Source organism: Pseudidiomarina aestuarii (genome assembly GCF_003987355.1).
Lineage (GTDB): Bacteria > Pseudomonadota > Gammaproteobacteria > Enterobacterales > Alteromonadaceae > Pseudidiomarina > Pseudidiomarina aestuarii.
The window spans coordinates 881,893-904,865 of record NZ_PIPR01000001.1; the positions used below are offsets into that span (position 1 = coordinate 881,893).

22 protein-coding genes are annotated in these 22,973 nt (G+C 49.6%); 7 read left to right on the forward strand and 15 right to left on the reverse strand.

The genetic code is table 11. The annotated features are described in order from the left end of the window. Nucleotides 1-56: 56 nt before the first annotated feature. The 10 genes from CWE22_RS04075 to hemA form a co-directional block, all read right to left on the reverse strand. Nucleotides 57-2,363, reverse strand: coding sequence for an acyl-CoA dehydrogenase (locus CWE22_RS04075; protein ID WP_169930096.1), 2,307 nt, complete (start codon nucleotides 2,361-2,363; stop codon nucleotides 57-59). Nucleotides 2,364-2,426: 63 nt separating this feature from the next. Further along, nucleotides 2,427-3,062: a TetR family transcriptional repressor PsrA gene (psrA, locus tag CWE22_RS04080; protein WP_169930097.1), complete on the reverse strand. Its 636-nt coding sequence runs from the start codon at nucleotides 3,060-3,062 to the stop codon at nucleotides 2,427-2,429. Nucleotides 3,063-3,131: 69 nt separating this feature from the next. Further along, on the reverse strand, nucleotides 3,132-3,980 hold the full coding sequence (kdsA, locus tag CWE22_RS04085; protein WP_169931018.1) for a 3-deoxy-8-phosphooctulonate synthase: 849 nt from the start codon (nucleotides 3,978-3,980) through the stop codon (nucleotides 3,132-3,134). A 34-nt stretch (nucleotides 3,981-4,014) separates the two neighbouring features. Beyond that, nucleotides 4,015-5,262 carry a DUF819 family protein gene (locus CWE22_RS04090; protein WP_169930098.1) on the reverse strand — a complete coding sequence of 416 codons (1,248 nt, stop codon included), beginning with the start codon at nucleotides 5,260-5,262 and terminating at the stop codon, nucleotides 4,015-4,017. A gap of 60 nt (nucleotides 5,263-5,322) precedes the next feature. Further along, the gene (locus CWE22_RS04095) at nucleotides 5,323-6,126 is read right to left on the reverse strand and encodes a SirB1 family protein (protein WP_169930099.1); all 804 of its coding nucleotides are present in this window, start codon (nucleotides 6,124-6,126) and stop codon (nucleotides 5,323-5,325) included. A gap of 103 nt (nucleotides 6,127-6,229) precedes the next feature. Next, nucleotides 6,230-6,601: a SirB2 family protein gene (locus CWE22_RS04100; protein WP_169930100.1), complete on the reverse strand. Its 372-nt coding sequence runs from the start codon at nucleotides 6,599-6,601 to the stop codon at nucleotides 6,230-6,232. Beyond that, on the reverse strand, nucleotides 6,602-7,228 hold the full coding sequence (locus tag CWE22_RS04105) for a response regulator (RefSeq protein ID WP_169930101.1): 627 nt from the start codon (nucleotides 7,226-7,228) through the stop codon (nucleotides 6,602-6,604). A 5-nt stretch (nucleotides 7,229-7,233) separates the two neighbouring features. Further along, on the reverse strand, nucleotides 7,234-8,082 hold the full coding sequence (gene prmC / locus CWE22_RS04110) for a peptide chain release factor N(5)-glutamine methyltransferase (RefSeq protein ID WP_169930102.1): 849 nt from the start codon (nucleotides 8,080-8,082) through the stop codon (nucleotides 7,234-7,236). Continuing rightward, a complete protein-coding gene (gene prfA / locus CWE22_RS04115; RefSeq protein WP_169931019.1) occupies nucleotides 8,079-9,167 on the reverse strand; it encodes a peptide chain release factor 1 in 1,089 nt (362 codons plus the stop codon). The genes prmC and prfA overlap by 4 nt, the downstream gene beginning before the upstream one ends. A 12-nt stretch (nucleotides 9,168-9,179) precedes the next feature. Then, complete coding sequence (gene hemA / locus CWE22_RS04120) at nucleotides 9,180-10,433, reverse strand: glutamyl-tRNA reductase (RefSeq protein ID WP_169931020.1); 1,254 nt, start codon at nucleotides 10,431-10,433, stop codon at nucleotides 9,180-9,182. 178 nt (nucleotides 10,434-10,611) lie between these two features. On the opposite strand from hemA, the gene lolB reads away from it, so the two are divergent. From lolB to ychF, 6 genes are all read left to right on the forward strand, one after another. Beyond that, nucleotides 10,612-11,178: a lipoprotein insertase outer membrane protein LolB gene (gene lolB / locus CWE22_RS04125; RefSeq protein ID WP_244595948.1), complete on the forward strand. Its 567-nt coding sequence runs from the start codon at nucleotides 10,612-10,614 to the stop codon at nucleotides 11,176-11,178. Further along, a complete protein-coding gene (gene ispE / locus CWE22_RS04130) occupies nucleotides 11,175-12,050 on the forward strand; it encodes a 4-(cytidine 5'-diphospho)-2-C-methyl-D-erythritol kinase (protein WP_420821021.1) in 876 nt (291 codons plus the stop codon). Before lolB ends, ispE begins: the two co-directional genes overlap by 4 nt. An 8-nt stretch (nucleotides 12,051-12,058) precedes the next feature. Then, nucleotides 12,059-13,006, forward strand: coding sequence for a ribose-phosphate pyrophosphokinase (locus CWE22_RS04135; RefSeq protein ID WP_169930104.1), 948 nt, complete (start codon nucleotides 12,059-12,061; stop codon nucleotides 13,004-13,006). A 197-nt stretch (nucleotides 13,007-13,203) separates the two neighbouring features. Further along, nucleotides 13,204-13,881, forward strand: a complete 678-nt coding sequence (locus tag CWE22_RS04140) for a 50S ribosomal protein L25/general stress protein Ctc (RefSeq protein WP_169930105.1) — start codon at nucleotides 13,204-13,206, stop codon at nucleotides 13,879-13,881. Nucleotides 13,882-13,887: 6 nt separating this feature from the next. Next, nucleotides 13,888-14,481: an aminoacyl-tRNA hydrolase gene (gene pth / locus CWE22_RS04145; protein WP_169930106.1), complete on the forward strand. Its 594-nt coding sequence runs from the start codon at nucleotides 13,888-13,890 to the stop codon at nucleotides 14,479-14,481. Between the two features lie 2 nt (nucleotides 14,482-14,483). After that, a complete protein-coding gene (ychF, locus tag CWE22_RS04150; protein WP_169930107.1) occupies nucleotides 14,484-15,575 on the forward strand; it encodes a redox-regulated ATPase YchF in 1,092 nt (363 codons plus the stop codon). A 110-nt stretch (nucleotides 15,576-15,685) separates the two neighbouring features. Here ychF and CWE22_RS04155 read toward each other — a convergent pair whose 3' ends face one another. The 5 genes from CWE22_RS04155 to CWE22_RS04175 form a co-directional block, all read right to left on the reverse strand. Beyond that, the gene (locus CWE22_RS04155; RefSeq protein WP_169930108.1) at nucleotides 15,686-17,056 is read right to left on the reverse strand and encodes a YfcC family protein; all 1,371 of its coding nucleotides are present in this window, start codon (nucleotides 17,054-17,056) and stop codon (nucleotides 15,686-15,688) included. A gap of 124 nt (nucleotides 17,057-17,180) precedes the next feature. Further along, nucleotides 17,181-17,600 (reverse strand): group I truncated hemoglobin, encoded by a 420-nt coding sequence (locus CWE22_RS04160; RefSeq protein ID WP_169930109.1) that lies wholly within the window; start codon nucleotides 17,598-17,600, stop codon nucleotides 17,181-17,183. Nucleotides 17,601-17,615: 15 nt separating this feature from the next. Then, nucleotides 17,616-18,461 (reverse strand): DUF3034 family protein, encoded by an 846-nt coding sequence (locus CWE22_RS04165; RefSeq protein ID WP_169930110.1) that lies wholly within the window; start codon nucleotides 18,459-18,461, stop codon nucleotides 17,616-17,618. Further along, a complete protein-coding gene (locus tag CWE22_RS04170; RefSeq protein WP_169930111.1) occupies nucleotides 18,451-20,769 on the reverse strand; it encodes a putative bifunctional diguanylate cyclase/phosphodiesterase in 2,319 nt (772 codons plus the stop codon). Before CWE22_RS04170 ends, CWE22_RS04165 begins: the two co-directional genes overlap by 11 nt. Continuing rightward, entirely contained in the window at nucleotides 20,769-21,434 is a 666-nt protein-coding gene (locus CWE22_RS04175) for a methylamine utilization protein (protein WP_169930112.1), read from the reverse strand. The genes CWE22_RS04170 and CWE22_RS04175 overlap by 1 nt, the downstream gene beginning before the upstream one ends. Before the next feature lie 119 nt (nucleotides 21,435-21,553). Between CWE22_RS04175 and CWE22_RS04180 the strand changes: the two genes are divergently transcribed. Then, nucleotides 21,554-22,924 carry a class II fumarate hydratase gene (locus CWE22_RS04180; RefSeq protein ID WP_169930113.1) on the forward strand — a complete coding sequence of 457 codons (1,371 nt, stop codon included), beginning with the start codon at nucleotides 21,554-21,556 and terminating at the stop codon, nucleotides 22,922-22,924. Nucleotides 22,925-22,973 lie beyond the last annotated feature (49 nt).

The following is a 22,973-nucleotide window of genomic DNA, read 5'->3' on the forward strand; positions in this document are numbered from 1 at the left end:
ACAGGGAATCCGCACAGGGCGCTGTTGAATCCAGCGCCCTTTCTTTTCAAGCGGTCTCAGCCAGGTTCCTTCGGTTGTCGCCGCAGCGTCTCCGGAGCAAATTGATCAACCGCTACTGCGGTTATTCGCAATCCCTCGCAAGCTGTTAATGATTCGGCTTCGGCGCCGTCAATGAGCTTCGCATCTAATGCGGCAGCCACCAGAGCCTCTCCATTCAAATCCGGTGGAATATCACCCCGTTTTTCCGCTTTGCTGAGTTTTTTATACAGCTCACGATTCGACTTCATTGCTCGAAATGCAAGTTCCATATGCCCCGTCACATCGTTCGGATCATCTTTCCAATAACACAGAAAGGTATGTCGCTCACGAGTTACACTGGGTTCCATCATACTCTCTGCGATTGCTTGATAGAGCTGATCAGCTGGACGTTTATAGTGGTTCCCAACTGGGAAAATCAACAATCGTAGCGTCCACGCCAACCACCGATTGGGGAAATTCGCGAAAAACTCCTGAAATGCACGGCCTATCTCATACAGATGATGCGTCAATGCCCATGTCACATAGTCATGATCGCCCGCTTGACGCCCTTCATCCTCATAGCGTTTCAATACAGCCGAAGCCATATATAAATGACTCAATACATCACCGAGACGTGCCGAGAGCATTTCTTTGCGCTTTAAGTCACCGCCCAAAGACAGCATGGCAACATCCGCTGTGAGCGCGAGTGCCCGGCTCATTCGCGTCAATTGCTGATAGTAGCGACCCGTCCAACCACTGACTGGTGATTTCACCCACCGCGCAGCCGTCAATCCCATGAGCAGCGAACCACCGGCATTGGCCAGGCCAAAGCGAATGTGTCGAAACAATAATGCGTCAAAGTCGAGCAAGCCCTGATCCTGATTCGGATTCGATGCCGCCTCCATTTCAGCAAGTACATAAGGGTGGCAGCGCGTAGCCCCCTGCCCAAAAATCATCAAACTACGGGTGAGAATATTGGCACCTTCAACGGTAATCGATACCGGAGTTGCCATAAAACCATGTCCGAGATAATTCTTCGGGCCGAGCTGAATGCCTTTACCCGCATGGATATCCATGGCTGCATCCATCACCTGCCGGCCCATTTCGGTCATGTGATATTTAGTCATTGCTGTGATCACCGAAGGACTTTTCCCCGCCATCAAGGCGGTGACCGTCAATCGCCGCATCGATTCCAAGATGTAATTGGTGCCGCCAATTTTTCCCATGGCCGCTTGAACGCCCTCAAACTTCCCTATCGGTAAGCCAAACTGCCGACGCACATAGGCGTAAGCACCGGTCATGCGTTCGGTCAAATGACCGGTTGCCGCCGCTAACGCAGGCAACGAAATACCGCGTCCAGCGGACAGACACTCCATCAGCATTTGCCAACCTTTACCGGCATAATCGGATCCACCAATAATCCAATCAAGCGGTACAAAGACATCTTTACCGTAAGTAGTACCGTTCATGAACGCTTGATTCAGCGGTAAATGGCGTGCTCCAGTCTCAACACCCGGATGTGAAGTAGGAATCAATGCACAGGTAATGCCGAGCTCTTGTTGATCACCAAGCAGCCCATCTGGATCATAGAGTTTGAACGCTAGCCCCAATACCGTAGCGACGGGCGCGAGTGTGATATAGCGTTTATCCCAATTCAGCCGAATACCGACCACTTCTTTACCATCGTGCTCACCGCGACAAATGATACCGGTATCTGGAATCGAGCCCGCGTCGGAGCCAGCTTCAGGTCCTGTTAATGCAAAACAGGGAATCTCTTCACCTGATGCCAGCCGCGGTAGCCAATAGTCTTTTTGTTCACTCGTACCATAGTGCGTCAGTAGCTCACCCGGGCCTAAAGAATTTGGCACCATTACAGTTACGGCAGCACTGATTGAGCGCGTTGCAATACGCGACACAATATGTGAATTAGCCGCTGGTGAAAAATCTAAACCGCCAAACTCACGCCCAATGATCATTGCGAAGAACTTCTCTTTTCGCAGGTATGCCCATACCGCTTCCGGCAAATCGCAATCTTCCTGCACGATCTCAAAATCATCGAGCATGGCAAGCAATGTTTCTAGCTGGTTATCAATGAAGTCTTGTTCTTCAGGAGTAAAATGTGGCGCATTAGTTTGCAAAAATGCGTGCCAATTGGGCCGTCCTTGAAATAACTCTGCATCCCACCAGGTATCGCCAGCTTGCATCGCTTCGCGCTCCGTCGGTGACAACGGGGGCAACACGCGCTGGAAGAAAGCAAACACGGGTCTCGTGATCAACGCTCGACGAATATCGCCGATAGCGAGAAGCAGCAGCAGTGCAATGAGAACAATGATTAAAATTTCCATGCATAAACCTCTATCGTCAATTGTACGACGGTGTGACTGTCTCAGTGATTAGGTAAGCATAGCTCAAGCAGGACTGACCGCGTCAACGCCACCAGCTAAAAACGGAATCAATTTATCGACTATTTGATCGGCGCGCACGGTCTCGCCAAAGTCAGCCGCTGCAATTTCACGCAGCGCGGGACCCGACACCTGCGTGAAAACGGTCGCGCCCAGAACAAAATGCAGTCGCCAAAACATATCGACCGGACTCAGCTGCGGATTTGCCATATGCAAGACCGCCAACAAACGCTCCATAACGGCACCAAAATGATCCATGGTATAGCGCCGTAAATGCCCTTGAATTTCAGCATAAGCAAAACCCAGCAGACTTAAAAAAAGTGTTGGCCCGCCCTTTCGCACGCTACTCAACTGCTTGAGCGGCTCGCGAAAGCAATCAAACACTTGGCGAGTGGAAATTAAGGATTGTTGTTGTAATTGAGCAAGCTGCTGATCCAACGCTGGCATGAAGACTTCGAGATAGCGCGCCATCACCGCCTGAATCAAAGCTTTTTTTGAGCCGAAATGGTAATTAACGGAGGCTAGATTAACCTCTGCCAGTGCAGTGATTTGCCGCAGTGACGTTTGTTCAAAGCCATGTTCGGCGAACAACGCTTCTGCGGCATTAAGGATCTTATCTTTGGTGGTGGCACGCTTCGCCATAATTTACCCATACATAGTTTAAAACATGCGTTTTAATTTATAGTATGTTCAGAGGCGGCGCAAGCGCTGCTAAGCGGAGCTCGTATCCAATGGTTGAAAACTTTTCACCAGTTGGTCAACTGCTTGCATTTGCTGAAGATAAGGTTCGAGTTTATTGAGCGGTAATGCGCAGGGGCCATCACACAATGCCTCATCCGGGTTCGGATGCGCTTCAATAAAGAGTCCAGCGAGCCCCAATGCTAAACCTGAGCGAGCTAGCACGGCTGCCTGAGCTCGGCGACCATCGGCTGAGTCCGCGCGGCCACCCGGACGTTGCAACGCATGTGTTGCATCGAACATCACCGGCGCCATCTGCTTCATATCATCCATACCCAGCATGTCGACGACCAGGTTATTATAACCGAAACTACTGCCTCGCTCGCACAAAATGACGTTGTAATTCTCTGCCTCATTAAACTTCTTAATGATATGGCGCATTTCGTGTGGCGCTAAAAATTGTGGTTTTTTGACATTAATAACGGCGCCCGTTTTTGCCATTGCAACCACCAAATCCGTCTGGCGTGCTAAAAATGCGGGGAGCTGAATAATATCAACCACTTCAGCAACGGCTTGCGCTTGGTGTGGCTCATGCACGTCGGTAATGATGGGTACCTGGAAGGTCGATTTTAGCTCTTCAAATATAGCCAAGCCTTTTTCCAAACCCGGGCCACGATAAGAATGAATAGAGGAACGGTTGGCTTTGTCGAACGATGCTTTGAACACATAAGGAATACCCAAACGTTGGGTGACTTCAACGTAGTGCTCAGCAACACGCATCGCGAGATCACGCGACTCCAAGACATTCATGCCACCAAACAGCACAAATGGTAATTGGTTCGCAATACTGACATTGCCGACTTTGATGACTTGCGTATTAATCACTCTACTATTCCTCTCTTTAACGCTCGGTCACTTAACCTACCGCGATGAGTCGTAACACTTGACCACAGAAGTAAGCGACGTAGGTTCCTACTGCATAGCCTAGCACAGCTAGCAGCACGCCGACCGAAGCCAAAGAAGGATGGAATGCTGACGCGACCACCGGAGCTGAAGCAGCTCCTCCAACATTGGCTTGGCTAGCCACCGCCATGTAAAACGTCGGTGCTTTAATAAGTCGAGCAACCACCACAATCAAGCCAGCATGGATGATCATCCAGATTGCGCCTAAAACAAAATACTTAGGCACATCGGCAATGGCGGTGATGTCCATGGAAAGGCCGATACTTGCCACTAAGAAGTAAATCATTACCGAGCCGATTTTTGACGCGCCCGCACCTTCTAACTTACGTACTCGCGTAAACGACAGTGCAATACCAACAGCGGTAGCCACCATGATGACCCACAAGAATTTCGCGTCCAAACTCATTTGTTTGAGCGCTGGATAATTTTCACCGATATACGGCGCAATCAGATCAGCTGCAAAGTGACCGATGCCAGCAGCACCAAATGCCGCGGCGAGAATGAAAATATACTCAGGTACGCCAGCATTGCGTTTATGTTCCGCTTCATAATGCTCGACCCGTCGCCGAATGTCGTCAATGGCAGACACATCAGCACCAAGATTCGCATCAATACGTTTGTGGTTCGCAGCTAAATAAAGGAGTACAGCCATCCAAATATTGGCAATAATGATATCGACAGTCACCATAGCCGAAAAAATATCATTGCCAACTTCATAGGTCTCTTTCATGGCTAACTGATTCGCGCCACCGCCAATCCAACTCCCAGCTATGGTGGTCATGCCCCGCCATACAGCCTCTGGACCATCGACACCGATCAGTTCAGGAAATATCGCCGAACCAATCAGCAAGGCAATAGGACCGCCAATGAGTATGCCAAAGGTACCCACAAAAAAGAGCACGACAATACGCCAACCGAGCTTAGAAATAGCTTTTAAATCAAGACTCAACGTAAGCAGAACCAAACAGGCCGGTAATAAATAGGTTTTCACGACCTTGGCAACGCCAGAGGTCTCACCATTGACGATATCGAAGGTATTGAGTAACGAGGGAATGAAATAACACAACAATAACGCTGGAACAACGCGGTAAAATTTCTGCCAAAATGAGTGAGAGCTATTCTGCGTATAAAATACTGCGGCCAGTATCAACGCTAGTAAGCCGAGAACGATTCCCTCATTCGTAATCAACGCCGTATCCATGGATTCTCCTTATTATTATTCTTCACTGGGAAAGCGCATCACTGGTGCTTAGCCACTCCGTCAGTGGAGTGTATGAACCGGCGCAGACCAGGTTTCAAGCTGTAAGCGCAATAACTGTGCGCTGGGGTCATCGGGGCATTGTTCGACAAAATACTGGTAGTCGTCAACAGCTGCCTGTTGGCAATCGAGTTCTTCCAAGACATAACCGCGATCGCGAATTTCATAAGGATCATCGGGCAACACGGTCAGTAGCATGTGTACCGTGGTCAATGCGTTAGCAAATTCATGGTCGTTGATAAAAGCATGTTTCAATTCGGTCAAATAGCGCACCAAAATCGTCTTTTGTTCAGCACTTTCGAGCAAGTCCCAAGCGAAATCGATTTCATGATCGGTTACGTCTTCAAAACGTTCTTGCACTTGCTGGTCTTCGAGCAATTCTCCATTCATAGGATCGACAAAATAACTACTTTCACCATGATCAAAGCGCAATAATGGATAACCGGGAAAATCAACCAAATCTAACTGCAAACCAGCATAGGCACAGGCCTCTTGTAATAAGATAGCCATACTCACGGGAAGGCCGGTGCGATAACTAATCACCCGATCCAACAAAATGCGTTTCGCACCAACAACAGGTTCAGGCGCATCACTAAAACCGAGCTCTAAATAAAATTGCTCCGTGATGCGTTCTAATTTCTCTAACCCTACGAGCTCTCGATTCTTTTCCGAGAGTTCTCGAATCAGCTGATAGTAATCGGCAACGTAAGTGTCGCTGTCACTATGAAACGTGCGACTCACCTCCCACAAGATTTCTATGGTTGGTAAAATTTCACGTTCAACATGCTGTAAATACGAAAACTGCATTCAATTCCTCATTGACTAGCTACTAGCTAATAGCTAATGGCTATTTGAAACGACAATCCCACGCTCTTCGAGTAACTAGTAGCTAATAGCCAGTAACGTTCTTTTAAATCAGTGCGGTTTTGCTGAACGCTACATGAACCAAGAACATAATCCATGCTAATGCGCCAACGAACCCAACATAACGAATCCAGGCTACGGTGGCCTTCATGGCAATTAAGCCGAACACGATATAGCCGACTAGTCCGATTAATTTGTTTATCAACCACGGGGTTTCCCATGGCCATTGTTGCCAATGTAACAACAGTCCGACAATCGATAGCAATAACAGCGTATCAATAATGTGTGGAACAATTTTCACCCACTTTTTAGCGGCCATGCTGGAGCCTGTGGCGCGCCAGAAAAAGCGAACCACAAATAATAACACACTTACAGCAACGATGGTGACATGGAGATGTTTCAATGCTTCGTATGGCATTTATGTATCCTTGGTTGGTGGTTGCATCCATAACTCGAGTTCGGGCCGCTGTGTCACAGCGTCCTGCCAGCAGTCTGGATAGTTGGTTTGGAGTAGTTGAGTTAATGCCATCAACGTCTGTTCACGGCTCTGTAATTGGGCTTCAACACGAATAATATCGCGATATGAACGCAAGGCCGACATGACACATGTGAACAACTTCTGCGAGGTCAGCTCGGTCTTCGATTTATAATCGTTGATATCATAATTGAGTACCACAGTGCGCTCAGGTGCTTGTCCGGGTTGTCCGGTGCGCAAGATGATCCGCGCTTTTTGATTATGTGCCTCATCGCGAATGAATCGAGCTACTTGGAGACCCGCATCGTCGGTGTCCATCACCACATCCAGCAGCACAATAGCAATATCCGGGTGCTGCAGCACCAATTCTTCAGCCTCAGCCCGGGTATGTGCGCTCAGAAAGTGCAACCCACGGCCTTCGAAACTCAACTCCATCAGAGCCAGCCGAGTCACCGCATGCACCTCTCGTTCATCATCAACAATGAGTACCTTCCAACCGTCCGCGTTCGAGCGACGAGGTGGTACAGGCTGATTGTCGATCTCATCGGCAAAGATAAAATCGTTGGACATAGTCCTTACCTCTTGGGCGACGACATGGTCGCAATTTGACCGCAGGATACGCGTTCCAGATTACCATAATCTCGGCGACTGTGAACCTGCTCAAAACCGTTCTCCACTAGCAGTTCACGAACCGCCGCTGCTTGCTGCCAACCGTGTTCGAGCGCCAGCCAACCGTTAGGTTCTAAAAATTCAGCTGCCTGCTCTACAATCACACGTAAGTCTGCCAATCCAGCCTGTTCAGCAACCAAAGCTGAGGCTGGCTCAAACCGCACATCACCCTGCGACAAGTGCGGATCTTCGGCATCAATGTAAGGTGGATTACTGACAATCAGATCGAACTGCTGTCCTCTTAATGCAGCAAACCAATGACTCTCCAATACCTGAATAGGCAAATTAAGGCGACGGCTATTCGAGCGAGCTAAAGCCAATGCCGCGGGAATTCGATCGACAGCTGTAATCTCCCACTCTGTTCGCTCTGACTTCAAAGCAAGCGCTATAGCTCCCGTACCCGTGCCTAAATCCAGCACCCGTGATCGCCGTGACAGATCCAATTGCAGCGCGGTCTCGACAAGGACTTCGGTATCGGGACGAGGAATCAACGTCGTGTTGTTTACTTCGAGATCCAATGACCAGAATTCTCTCGAGCCCAACAGGTACGCAATAGGCACACCATTTTTACGCTGCAGCACCCAGTGTTGAAGTTGTTCGAGTTCCGCGGCAGACAATTCTTGCTCCGGCCAGGTATGGAGGTAAGTTCGAGAGCGCTGCATGGCTGCAGCCACCAACACTTCAGCATCCATTTGCTGGCTGTCACTGTCTGTGAGTTCAGTTCGTGCCCATTGCAACGCTGCTCGAATGATCATTGCTGTTCGGAGAGTGCCGCCAATTGGTCCGCATGATGCTCCTGAACAATCGCGTCCAGCAGCAAGTCCAATGCACCGCCTAGCACCTCATCAAGCCGATATAACGTTAAATTGATACGGTGATCACTGACCCGTCCTTGCGGGTAGTTGTAGGTTCGGATGCGCTCTGAACGATCCCCGCTTCCGACTAATGAACGACGGGTTGATTGTTCCTGCTCACGCACTTTATCGACTTCAGCTTGGTTCAAACGTGCTTGCAAGACAGACATCGCTTTGGCGCGATTTTTGTGCTGCGAACGTTCATCCTGACACTCGACGACAAAACCGGACGGTATGTGCGTAATTCGAATGGCAGAATCCGTTCGGTTGACGTGCTGACCACCAGCACCTGATGCACGATAAGTATCAATCCGCAAATCCGCTGGGTTGATCTCAACAGCCTCAGCTTCCGGCACTTCTGGTAACACCGCCACGGTGCAGGCTGATGTATGCACGCGACCTTGTGATTCTGTTTCAGGGACTCGCTGAACGCGATGTCCGCCGGATTCAAACTTCATGCGACCGTAAGCGCCATCACCGGAAACATGGGCAATCACCTCTTTATAGCCGCCATGCTCACCATCACTAGCACTAACTATACTGACTTTCCAACCTTTCTGTTCTGCGTAGCGGCTATACATCCGAAAGAGATCGCCGGCAAAAATAGCGGCTTCATCACCACCTGCCCCAGCCCGGATTTCGAGGTAGCACGGATGGTCATCGTTGGGATCGCGCGGCAGTAACAAAATTTGCAGTTCATGCTGCAAGGATTCTAATTGCTCTTGTGCGGATTCCAGCTCATTCTTCGCCATTTCACGAATTTCAGCATCATCCTCTTGCAACATCTCTTTGGCGCCAGCTTCATCTCGCTGTGCCTTTTGATAGGCTGTAAAACAATCCACCAGCGCTTCTAGTTGCGAATACTCTCGCGACAGCGCTCGAAACTTCTCTTGATCACCAATTATTTGTGGATCACTGAGGAGTTGTTGGACTTCTTCATATCGTTCAAGCAACGCTTCGAGCTTGCGAACGATGGACGGATTCATCATGGAGTTAACCTATTTCGAGTCTTCTTGGTTGAGTTGTTGGAGTACAGCTAAGGTTAAATAATCGCCGTTCGCTCCGGCATCACGCAGGAGTTTGGTCGGTTGATGCAGGAACTGTTTGGTTAAACGTTGGCTCAATTCCTCAAGCACCTCACTGGGGTCTTTCCCAGCTTGCAGTTGCGTGCGCGCCCGCGCCAGTTGTTCACTCGCCATTGCTTCTGTACGTTGCCGAAAATCCCGGATCACATCCACCGAATCGAGGCTGCGCAACCATGCTACAAAGCCACCGGTCTGCTCTTTGATAATGGAGCGTGCTTCAGCAGCAGCATCCTCACGGTTCTTCAAATTTTCGGTAATGATGCCCTGCAAATCATCGACCGTATAGAGATAAGCATCATTTAAATCATTTACTTGCGCTTCAATGTCGCGCGGTACCGCCAAGTCTATGAGTAACATCGGGCGACGCTTGCGACTTTTCAATGCAGATTCAATCAAGCCCTTACCAATAATTGGCAATGTGCTGGCTGTCGAACTAATCACGATATCCGCTTGCGGCAATAACTCAGGTAGTTCACCGAGCGTGTGTGCCTGACCGCCAAACGCGGTGGCTACCGCTTCAGCGCGAGCCAAAGTGCGATTCGCTACCAATAACCGAGCGACACCTTGCTCTTTCAAATGCTGTGCCGCTAGCTCCGCGGTATCTCCCGCACCAACCAAGAGGACGGTCGCGCGCTCTAACTCAGCAAAAATATGCTTGGCCAGATTGACTGCAGCATAGGCGACCGATACGGCATTTTCGCCCACTCGTGTCTCACTACGCACCGTTTTGGCAACTCGGAATGTTTGTTGAAATAGGCGTTCTAAAACACCACCCACACTGGTTTGGTTCTTCGCAAACTGATACGCCTGCTTCACTTGTCCGAGAATCTGTGGCTCGCCTAAAACCAGCGAATCGAGACCGCTGGCTACCGCCATCAAATGTTCGATTGCCGCATCATCTTCGTAGCTGTAACTATGGGCTTGCAACTGTTCGGCGCTGATCCCATGGTAGCCCGCCAACCACCCCATTAAGAGGTCACTGGACACGTTGCCATGACAATAGAGCTCAGTGCGGTTACAGGTTGATAGAATGACCGCTTCTTGCACACCGGTGTCCGCGCGCAGGCGTGCTAGCGCCTGATGCAGTTGCTCAGGCGAGAAGGCGACACGTTCACGCAAATCGACCGAAGCCGTTGTATGGTTAACACCCAGTGCAAAAATGGTCATAATATCGGGAACAGACAAGCCCTTCGCTACTGCAAAACGGTGGTAATTGTACGTGAAACCCCGCATGATGGAAAGCAATCTAGCACCGCGAACGAACTGGACGACCCGAATGAGAAAGTTGTGGATAAGCATATGGATACTGCTGGTTGCAGGCTGTGTCAGCATTCCGGAGAGTGAAATGCTTGATTCGATTCCAGCAATCGATCGCGCCGCTTATCAGCGTCATCAACAACAACTTGATTCGGTTGATTCGTGGCGGCTACAAGGTCAGATTGCTCTGTTCAATCTCCGTGACGATTCGCGCGATGCCGTTTATATCGATTGGCGTTGGACTCCAACAACAACCTCAATGCGCTTCTCTCATCCGCTGAAAGGCACGCTAGCTCGTCTCGAACAAACCACTGCAGGCGCGGTGTTAATCGATGAAGACCAAAACGAATACCGAGCAGCGACTATGACGACGTTGTTGCAAACCTATTTTGGGATCTCTATTCCCGTTGACGCACTCCCGGGCGTTGTGCTGGGCAGATTGCCGCAGCGCGCAGAGAACATCACCGTCGTCCGGCCCAGTACCATTGATGACGTGGTTGTTTTATCCAGCTACAAGGTGATTGCTGATGAAGAACCTTGGCAAGCAGAGTTATCACTCTTTACAGCAGTCAATACTATCTATGTTCCGAGCAGTATTGAGATAAACGCGACAGACTGGCGCATCAAACTTCGCATCACGGATTGGTCATTATGATGACACCACTAACCTTACCTGCACCAGCCAAGCTGAACCTGTTTTTACATGTGGTCGGCCGCCGTCCCGATGGGTACCATGCACTGCAAACGCTATTTCAGTTCCTCGACTTCGGTGATTCACTGAATTTTACTCCGATCGCTGAGCCGAAGGTGACTATTCAATGCAGCCAAACTGACTTGGCTGGACCGAACAATCTTGTCAATCGAGCCGTAGCTCTGGTGCAAAATGAGTTCCCAAAGCATTGGCGCGGACTCCGCATCGACATCGATAAGCGCTTACCGACAGGCGGTGGCCTGGGTGGCGGTTCCTCTGATGCCGCGACCACATTACTGGCGTTGAGGCATTTTTGGCAACTACCGTTGAGTATGACTGACTTAGCCAGTCTCGGACTTCAGCTTGGTGCCGATGTCCCGGTTTTTGTAAATGGTCAGGCTGCTTTTGCAGAGGGTATCGGTGAGCAACTCACACCCTGCCAGCCGCAGTCGCCTTGGTATTTGGTGATCCATCCTGGAGTCTCGGTTAGCACCCAGTCGATTTTTCAGCATCCTGACCTACCGCGTGCCTCAGCATTGATTCAACCGCAGCATTGGACCTGGGAAAACACGCGCAATGACTGCGAACCACTGGTCCGTCAATTGCATCCTGAAGTTGCCAACGCCCTCGACTGGTTGGTAGAATACGCGCCGTCGCGGCTGACCGGCACCGGAGCCTGTATTTTCGGACGTTTTGACAGCCAGACCGCAGCAACGGATACGCTTGCACAATTGCCTGCACCATGGACAGGGTTCGTCGCCCGCGGGCTCAATGAATCTCCGGTCTGCTCGCTACTGCGGCAGGCTTCAACTGTGAACCTGACCAAACAATATTGAGGTTTAGTGTGCCTGATATGAAGCTTTTTGCTGGCAATGCCACGCCAGAACTCGCCCAGAAAATTGCCGACCGTTTATACATCAAGTTGGGTGATGCCAATGTGGGTCGCTTTAGCGATGGTGAGATCAGCGTCATGATTAATGAAAATGTCCGTGGTTCGGACGTCTTCATCATTCAATCGACCTGCGCCCCCACCAACGATAACCTGATGGAACTGATAGTCATGGTTGATGCGCTTCGGCGCGCCTCAGCTGGCCGTATCACTGCCGTGATGCCCTACTTCGGCTATGCACGCCAAGATCGACGCGTCCGCTCTGCCCGTGTCCCTATCACAGCGAAAGTTGTCGCCGACTTCTTGTCCAGCGTCGGTGTTGATCGTGTACTGACGGTCGACCTCCATGCCGAACAGATTCAGGGCTTCTTTGATGTGCCAGTGGACAACGTATTCGCAAGCCCTGTGTTAATGGAACATTTGCGTCAGCAAGCATTCCATAATCCAGTTGTGGTATCACCCGATATCGGCGGTGTAGTTCGTGCACGAGCTATCGCGAAGTTACTCAACGATGTCGACCTCGCCATTATCGATAAACGCCGTCCGCGCGCGAATGAATCGCAAGTCATGCATATTATTGGGGATATCAACGACCGCGATTGCATTATTGTTGACGACATGATCGATACCGGCGGTACGCTGTGTAAAGCTGCAGACGCCTTGAAAGCCAATGGCGCACGCAGAGTCTTTGCCTATGCAACGCACCCGGTGTTTTCTGGCAATGCGGTCGAGAATATTCGCGACTCGCAAATTGACCAAGTCATCGTTACCGATAGCATTCCATTGAGCCAAGGTATGAAAGCCTTAGATAAGGTGCATCAGTTGACTCTCAGTGGCATGTTGTCTGAAGCCTTACGCCGTGTCAGTAACGAAGAATCTATTTCTGCGATGTTCGAATATTAAGATTCAGATTACCGTTAGCTTGTGAGCTCAAATAGCTCACAACACATCTTGAAAATAAAGGGCGCGAGTGCTAGTATTTCGCGCCCTTTATTTATGGGGTTTCTAAATAGTTCGTTCATGTCGAATCGTTGGTCGCGACGAGTCGGCTAATATCAATTAATTACCGCAGCTATCAGTCGCGGTATTGGAGTGACGTTATGTCTACAATCGATTTTACTCTGCAGGCAGAACTTCGCACTGACACAGGGAAAGGTGCGAGCCGCCGCCTGCGTCGCGAAGACAAAGTGCCAGCAATTATTTACGGTGGCAAAAAAGACGCCGTTTCTATTACTTTGCAACACAGCAAAGTGAACAATATGGCTGACTACGAAGCCTTCTATTCTCATATCCTCACGTTAGTAGTTGATGGTAAGAAGCAACAGGTGATTTTGAAAGACGTACAGCGTCACCCGTTCAAGCCAAAATTGACTCACTTGGATTTCCAACGTGTTGAGAAAGGTCAGAAGTTACACACCAACATTCCACTTCACTTCATCAATGAGAAATCTTCGATTGGTGTGAAGACCGAAGGCGGTGTTGTCGTTCACCACATTGCTGACGTTGAAATTCACTGTTTGCCACAAGACTTACCAGAGTTCTTGGAAGTCGACGTTGCCAACATGCACTTGGGTGATACCTTGCACTTAACTGACCTCGCAGTACCTAAGGGTGTTGAGTTGGTTGAGCTCACTAAAGGTGAAGATCACGACCAAGCAGTAGTCTCTATCGTCGCACCACGCGTCGAGAAAGAGGAAACTGATGAAGAAGAAACTTCAGCAGAAGTTCCAACTACGAAAGAAACTGAAGCGAAAGCTGAAGACGACGACGCCGAATAAGGTTTCATGTCAACCATTCGCTTACTCGTGGGCCTGGGTAATCCAGGCCCCGAATATTCTCAAACTCGCCATAACGCCGGCTTCTGGCTGGTAGAAGCATACGCTCGTCAACACGCTGTCTCCTTACAACCTGAATCCAAGTTTTTCGGTCACACTGCGCGAATTCAACGCGGTGCGCTAGATTTGCGTTTATTAATGCCGATGACCTACATGAATCGCAGTGGTCAAGGGGTTGCAGCACTGGCGAACTTCTACAAGATTAAACCAGAAGAAATTTTGGTCGCTTATGACGAATTAGATTTACCACCCGGTACCGCCAAGCTCAAGACAGGTGGTGGCGCTGGTGGCCATAATGGTATTAAAGACATTATTGCACAGCTTGGAAGTCCGGACTTTCATCGCTTACGCATTGGTATCGGTCATCCTGGTCATAAGAGCCAAGTCACTGGCTTTGTACTAGGTAAAGCTCCTGCGCTAGAGCAGAGCTGGATGGACGATACCATTGCGCAAGCGTGCCGCAGTATTGATTTGCTTATTGAGCAAGATATGCGTGCGGCACAACAGCACCTTCATAGTTTTAAAGCACAGAGCGAGAGCTAATCATGGGATTCAAATGCGGCATAGTCGGCCTGCCTAACGTCGGTAAATCGACCCTTTTCAATGCATTAACAAAAGCAGGTATTGAGGCAGCTAACTTTCCATTCTGTACCATTGAACCCAATACGGGTGTCGTTGCCGTTCCTGACGAACGACTGAATCAATTGGCTGAAATCGTCAATCCACAGCGAATTGTTCCGACAACTATGGAGTTCGTAGACATAGCGGGCTTGGTTGAGGGTGCATCCAAAGGCGAAGGCCTTGGCAACAAATTCTTAGCCAATATTCGCGAAACCGATGCTATTGGTCATGTCGTGCGCTGCTTTGAGAACGACAATATCGTGCACGTGGCTGGACGAGTGAGTCCGTCTGCTGATATTGAAATTATCAACACTGAGCTGGCTCTTGCCGATCTCGATAGCGTTGAGAAAGCTATTCATCGTCAAGGTAAAAAAGCAAAGGGCGGCGATAAACAAGCAGCTGCTGAAATAGCCGTTCTGCAAAAGCTCCTACCCGCTTTAGAAAACGGCGATATGGCTCGTTCTGTAGCATTATCAGATGATGAACGGGCAGTCATTCGCTCCTACAATTTATTGACTCTGAAGCCGACCATGTACATTGCCAACGTCAATGATGACGGCTTCGAGAATAACCCCTACCTCGATGAAGTTCGTGCTATCGCGGCTAAAGAAGATGCGATTGTGGTTCCAGTTTGTGCCGAAATCGAATCGGAAATTGCTGAACTCGATGAAGCTGAAAAAGCTGAATTTATGACCGATTTAGGCTTAACCGAGCCAGGTTTGAACCGCGTTATTCGCGGTGGCTATCAACTTCTCAACTTACACACCTATTTCACCGCTGGTGTGAAAGAAGTGCGCGCATGGACTATTCCGATTGGTTCGACCGCTCCACAAGCCGCTGGCAAGATTCACACCGATTTCGAGAAAGGCTTCATTCGAGCCGTCGTCGTCGGATTTGACGACTACGTTCAGTATCGTGGTGAACAGGGTGCGAAAGAGGCTGGGAAGCGCCGCGAAGAAGGCAAAGAGTATATCGTCAAAGACGGTGACGTCATCCTATTCCGGTTTAACGTCTGAAGACACAGTGAGCAGTGAAAGGTTAACAGTGAATAGAAAGGGCTAAGCCAAAAAGGAGCGCTCTTTTTAATCTTTGCTGTTCCCTATTCACTGTTCACTGTTCAATGTAACTAGTAGCCGATGCTGACTGCGATAAGTAGCGCTATAGCACAGGCAACTAGAAGTTTTAGCATCAGCGGCGCGACGAACTTAAACCAGCGCTCGTAGGGAACTCCAGCGAGACCGAGAATCCCCATCAATACCGGATTAGTCGGTACAATCATATTCATCAAGCCATCCCCCATCTGGAATGCCATGACAGCAACTTGGCGACCAATGCCTGCAGCGTCCGCAATCGGAACCATAATTGGCATGGTGACAAATGCCTGACCACTTCCCGATGGAATAAAGAAGTTGAGCATGCTCTGAATGACCAGCATCGCAACGGCACCGAAATGACCACCCAGCGCCTCAACCGGCATGGATAAATAATAAATCACTGTATCCAGCACTTGGCCCTGCTCGAGAATCATCGCAATAGAGCGAGCAAAGCCGATTAATAAGGCGGTTGCGGTGAGTTCAGCTGCACCTTCGATAAATCGCTGGGCCGCGTCGCCACTCGGCATTTTAGCAACAATCGCTGCGAACAAGCCAAAACCAAGGAACAAAGCACTCAATTCAACCAAATACCAGCCATGAACTTTAATCCCCCAAACGAGAACACCGAGTACGACAACGAATCCTGCGAGAATAATTTTGTGGCGATTGGTCAGTGTTGGGTACTCGGTAACTGCCGTATTGTCTTTAGGCTGTACATCCGCGAGCAAAGACGCGGAAGGATCCGTTGCGACGCGTTTGGCATAGCTGTATACGTGATGGAAGCCGATAGCGATAAAAAACGGCCACAATATCAACCGATATTCTAATCCTGATGCGGGTGGCACCTCCGCGATAGATTGAGCAATCAGCAAAGTAAACGGATTGAACAGCGATAAGCCATAACCAATGCCGTAACCCACGATGAGAATGCCCATGGCTGTAATACCATCAAGCTTGAGTGCACGGCATAAGGCCACGAGCATCGCGACAAAGATAAGATATTCCTCAGCAACACCGATCAATGCTGAAAAAATACCGAAAGTCAGCATGCCACCTAGGATCAACCAACCGGTCTTATCCGCAAACTTTTGCAGTAAGATTCCGATCACTGCGTCCAACATCCCAGTTGCCCGCAAAATCCCCATGACACCGCCAATCAAGAGCACAAAGAAGATCACGCCTTGGGCATCGGCTAATGCTTCAGGAATCACCAGCAACAATTGTAATGGACTTAAATAGTCAGCATCTTCAAGTTGTGCATAACTGCACGGCACAACCGTTGTCTGACCGATGTCATTGACGGTGCGTTCAAACTCGCCAGAGGGAATAAGCCAAGTCATCACTAACGCGGCGATCATCAAATAGGCCATTAAGACTAATGTGTGGGGTACCTTGATTCTCATCTATCTTCCCTGTTTTGATAATAACTACGGACTATTAGTAAATAGTAAATAGTGAATAGCGAACAGTGGATGGTGAAAAGTGAACAGTTAACTGTTTACCGTTCACTATTTACTGTCAGTTTCATTAGAGGCCCACGACTTCGGAGTGCATTTCAGCTAACGCGGCAAGCAGCCGATTCTGAGTGGTCACCGGCACTTCCTCTTGTTCCATCGCGGTCATTAAGTCTTCGACCAATGCGTTGAATTCTGCGCGGGTAATGTTCATTCCGGTGTGCACGGTCACCATATCTTCACCGGTGTACTCACAAGGCCCACCGGCAATCACACAAACCTGTTCGGTCAGCAGTCGGTGCAAGCGTTCGATGTCCGTCTTTTCGAAGTGGTGAATAATACGATCGTCGCTGGCTATTTCAAGCACAAAGGTTTCCATCAGTTGGCTGATACCAGCCTGTCCACCGAGCTCTTGGTAGAGCGAGTCATCAGCATGACTGGGGGTGCTTGCGCAAAGGAGCGCAACGGCGAATATAATGCTTTTGATAGACATAGTCTCGATTCCTACTTAAAACGTTGCTTGCAAAGATAAATACCAACCTGTTTGATCAGCGAGACCCGCAATAGAATCGAGGTCAGCATAGGCCGCGACCACGCTCACAGATTTAGTCGGGAAATACGCGACAAAAATGTCATACCAATCGTGTTCTTCTGCAAAACCCAAATTATCTGGCTTGGTCCGGTATTCAGCACCTACCGCCCAATTCCGATTGATAAACATGCCGACAGCAACCTCAGGTTGTATTTCATAGTCATTATTTTGATCACCACCAAAGCCCAACAATCCAATCTGATTTGCTTTCGTCGCTCGTAACGTAATGTTGGCAAGCCAGGTCCGATGAAAAGGACCATCGAGCCAGACTTTGGCCGCGCTTACATAGTAATCCGTACCTGAGTCACTTTGTGCACCAACAGCGGACGGCAAGGCAAACGTGCTATTTCGCTTATGCTGCAATCCGACACTAAACTGCGGTAAATCACCGTAAATTAAATCACCGGCAACACGGTACTTCACACCAAATACGTCTTGCTTCAACTCTCCGCCAATCGTGCTCAGATCGAACGTTTGCTTCGCTGCTGAGAGCTCAAATCTATTGTCATAAGTGAGACTAACGCCCAATACCGATAGTCGAAAATCATCGACGCTCACTTCGGTAACCGCCGCAGTAGCACCCCATTGACCTTCTTCAGCGTAACTTGACAGTGTTGCCCAAGGTACAATTCCGCCACCTGCGCTGCCCTCGATAGAGGTGGCGCCGCCGGTTGCGATAAATCGGCCTTGGTCAGCCTCTGCAGGCATCGCAATAAACGCTGCAGATGCCAGCAAGCTAGAAATGAGAAGGTTATGTCTCATGAGCTAATCCTTGTTGATAACGTCGTGTCCACTGTTCGAATTCAGTCGCAGTCAATGGCCGACTAAAATAAAATCCTTGCATGGTTTGACAGCCAAGCTCTTGCAATCGACGCCATGATGCTTCATCTTCCACACCTTCGGCAACCGTTGTCAACTGCATATCTCTCGCTAAAGCCAATGTTGAACGCACAATCGTTTGGTCGGCTTGGTTATGATCCAACTCACGGATAAACGATCGATCCAATTTCAATTCATCGACTGGTAAGCGTTTCAACTGTGCTAGCGAGGCATAACCGGTACCGTAATCGTCGATGGAAATCCGCATACCGCTGCTGCGCAACTCAGTCAGACGTTCAATAGCCTGTTCAATATCGGCCATAATCGCTGACTCGGTAACTTCTAATGTCACGGATTCAGGCTTTAAGCCACGTTGTTCAATCAATCCGCGAATAAATGCGGACAAATCGTCTTGCTGCAGATCAATCGCAGAGAGGTTGATCGCGACCATAAAGGGTAAGCCCGCCTCGTGCCACATTTGCAATTGGTCAAGCGCCGCAATACAAACCCATTGCGTAATGCGATGAATTTCTCCGGTTTGCTCAGCAAGTGGAATAAACTCATCCGGTCGGATAATACCAAACTCTGGATGACGCCAACGAATCAACGCCTCTGCACCAATAACTTCACCTGACGCCACATTTAATTTCGGCTGGAAGTGTAATTGCAGCTCTTGCTTATCGACTGCGTCGGGCAACGCTTGCAGGATGCGCAGTCGGTGTAGGTAATCCTCATCCATACCCTCGCGATAGGCGAGCATGGGCAGCTTCTGTTGTTTTGCCTGTGCAGCGCACATCTGCAGGCGGCGCACTAAGGTATCAAAACTATCCCCATCATCGGGGAATCGCACTACTCCAGCGCGAAAATGCAATAAATAGCGTGAACCACCAAGATTAAAAGGCTGTTGTAGCTGGTCCATGAGTTTGACCACAAACTGGCGCCAGTTATCGTCGCGGATATTTTCCGTTACCATAATAAATTCATCGCCAGCCAATCGCGCCAACCACCATGCATCGGTCAGCTGCTGTTGTAGACGCGTTGCGACCAATTGCAGAATTTGGTCACCAATACGTTGTCCAAGTCGATCGTTCAGTTCTCGAAAGCGCGCAATATTGATCAGCACCATCACCCCCAAACCACCGTTGGAGAGACGTTCTGTGAGCCGACGACTAAGCAATGAACGATTCGGTAAATCCGTTAGCAAGTCATATTCGGCTTGATGAACGATTTGTTCTTCACGTTTTGAAATGGCGACTCGCATGCCATCAAATACTTCGCCCAAATGCCCGAACTCATCTTCACGAGCTAAGCGAATGGGGCTCTGATAATCACCACGCTTGAGCTGTTCAGCAGCGTCGCTTAACTGCGCTAAAGGCTGGTTGATGCGACGTGCTGTAATTCCAGCAAATACCAGCGCCATCAGCAAAGTGGCCAAGCCTATACCAATATACTGCTGACGCAGGACATTAAATTCCGCCGCTGCGGCTTCACGATCAGCACTAAAAATAAGAAAAATTTCTCGCTCACTGACATAAGAGAGTTGAGTAGTATCGAGTTCCAACCAATGCGCTGCCAAACCATGCTCCTCTAACCAAGCTAGCCAGGGCTCCATGCCCAAGCCAATCAGTGGTGCAAGACTGGACTGCAACGACGATTCGAGACTCGAGGCTATGAGGCGATTGGCCCCCATATCCACCAACGTAATGTCGGCATTGGTCAGTTCTCGTAAATTCGTCGCGAGTTCATCATCAATCGCAAATCCGAGCGTGGCCCAAGCAATTAAATCGGGAGACTGTACAGGCGCTGTCACCAACTGATACATAGTGTCATCAGCAAATACCAACACTGAGGTATTCATTTCTTCTGTGAGAATGGACAACGGTGGGAGTAACTCTAAGTCATGTGTTGCGGCAATTTCTGCACCGGAGGGTGATTGCAACACCATCAAATCGGTATTGATGCGTTGACCGTGATTGACCAGCGCCGAAATAATCGTGTCTTCATCACCGCTGGCAACCGCTTCGCGAAAGCCAAAGTCATTCGTCAGTACCTCTGCGGCTTGCAGTAACTGCTCACCACGAACAGCCATCAACTCACCAAATACCCGTTCGGATACCTCTAGCTCACGGTTGACGGTACGCTCGGACTGGTTGTTTGTCGCCAACCAAACGGCGACCAATGAAATAATTAAAGCGCCACCGGCTAACGTGGCGAACAATACGATCAGGCGGCCGCGAAACGTTCTAATCATTAGCCACCTTTGCGGCGATTGAAACGTTGCTGTAACGGTGACAACTCCGGCGTTTCCTGACGTTGAATCGTGACTGGCAACTGGACGGTTAGCTCCGTTGCCGCGTCGGTCAATTCGCGCTGGAATTCCTCAGTAATGGTCTCACTGAGGCCCGGATACCAAACTCGCAGCGTGGCCGAATCTGCTGCAGCCCACGTCAACTGCGCTTGCCCTGCAGCATTAGTAACTTGCGATTCCGTATGCGGGGTCACGTAAATATAAGCACGCATGTGGTCATGAATATTACAGCCTAAGACCACGATTCCAGCTTCATTGAAATCAATTGTAGGTGCTTCACGGTTTGAATAGAGCGGTAATTCAAAGGGCTTTGCAGCAGAAAATGAATAGACTTGATGTCGAATATTATCTGAATTAGGAAAGCGAACGGTGGTTCCAGCTGGAACCGTTAATACAAACGGGTTAAACAAGGTGTCAACTTGGTCCATGATAGCGCCACCTGCCAAGGGCTGCTGGGTCTGCCCCGTATCGATACTAACCACAGCATCTGCGAGTGGCTGACCTTGTTGATCAAGGACCGTCACCGTTAGCGTTTGCGCATTCGCAATCGATAAACCGGCCAGGATAAAACCGACCACTAAAGTCGACGCGATTTGAAATTTCAGCATAGTGCCCCCATGCTCTGGTGAGAGATGCAATCTTGCGCATCGCCAAACGAGTCACGATTGTTATACGCTCATTAGAGCAGATGCGATCGCAAGATACCAATCATTTACAGGGGGAAGCAATGTCAAAATTTCGTACTGAAAGTGACAGCATGGGCAACGTAGAAATTCCCGCAACTGCAATGTGGGGCGCACAAACGGAGCGTGCACGACAAAACTTCCTACTGAGCAGCTATCGTTTTCCTAAGGCATTTATAACTGCGTTAGCTCGGGTAAAGTATGCGGCTGCACACGCCAATGCCGAACTCGAAGTGATTCAACCTGAGCAAGCCCAAGCCATCAAAACTGCCGCGGGACAAATCATCGCCGGACAGCATCACGACCAGTTTCCGCTGGATATCTTCCAAACCGGCTCGGGTACCAGCACCAATATGAACATGAACGAGGTGATCAGTCAGCTCGCCAAGAATTCTGGAGCGTCAATTCATCCCAATGACCAAGTGAATGCCAGTCAAAGCAGTAATGATGTGATACCCACGAGCATTTTGGTCAGTGTTGCGACGACGCTCGTGCACGATCTCATCCCTGCACTGCAACATCTTAGAAGCGTGATTCAATCCAAAGCAGACTCGCTGCAAGATGTTGTCAAAACGGGACGAACGCATTTGATGGATGCGATGCCGATAACGCTCGCTCAAGAACTTCTCGCTTGGGATTCACAAGTCGCTCATTGCCAAGCGCAACTGGAGCAACAAATGAAGCTCGTGTGCACGCTGCCGCAGGGAGGTACCGCCGTTGGTTCTGGTATCAATGCCGATCCGCAGTTTGGCAAACTCGTTTGCAGCATGCTAGCGGATACCACAGGAATACCTTTTACATCAGCTGAGAATAAATTTGCCGGTATTGCTGGCCAAGAAGTAAATTTGCTGGTGGCGGGCACCTTCAATAGCCTTGCGGCGGTGCTACTTAAAATCAGCAATGATTTGCGTTGGATGAATAGTGGTCCGCTCGCCGGCTTAGGCGAAATTAGTCTCACCGCACTGCAACCTGGCAGCAGCATTATGCCGGGCAAAGTCAATCCGGTGATTCCAGAGGCTGTTGCAATGATCGCAGCACACGTCAACGGCAACTATGCTGCGGTGAGCACCGCCGCGCAACAAGGTAATTTCCAACTTAATGTGATGCTGCCGCTGATCGCGCTGAAACAGTTGGAGAGTATTGAGTTACTGAGCAATGCGGCGCGTTCGCTGGCTGATCAGGCGATTGCAGATTTCAGCATCAATCAATCTCGGATCGATGAGGCCTTGGCAAGAAATCCGATCCTCGTCACAGCACTGAATAGTCACATCGGCTATGACCAAGCGGCCAAAATCGCCAAACAGGCGTATCAAGAACAGCGGCCAATCATCGATGTTGCGGCAGAAATGACCGACATCCCACGCAGCGAACTCGAGCAACTACTGGACCCCAAAAAACTCACCAACAGCCAATAACTTCTCGAAGGGCGCTAGATGGCGAACGCTACTAGTTATTAGCTACTAG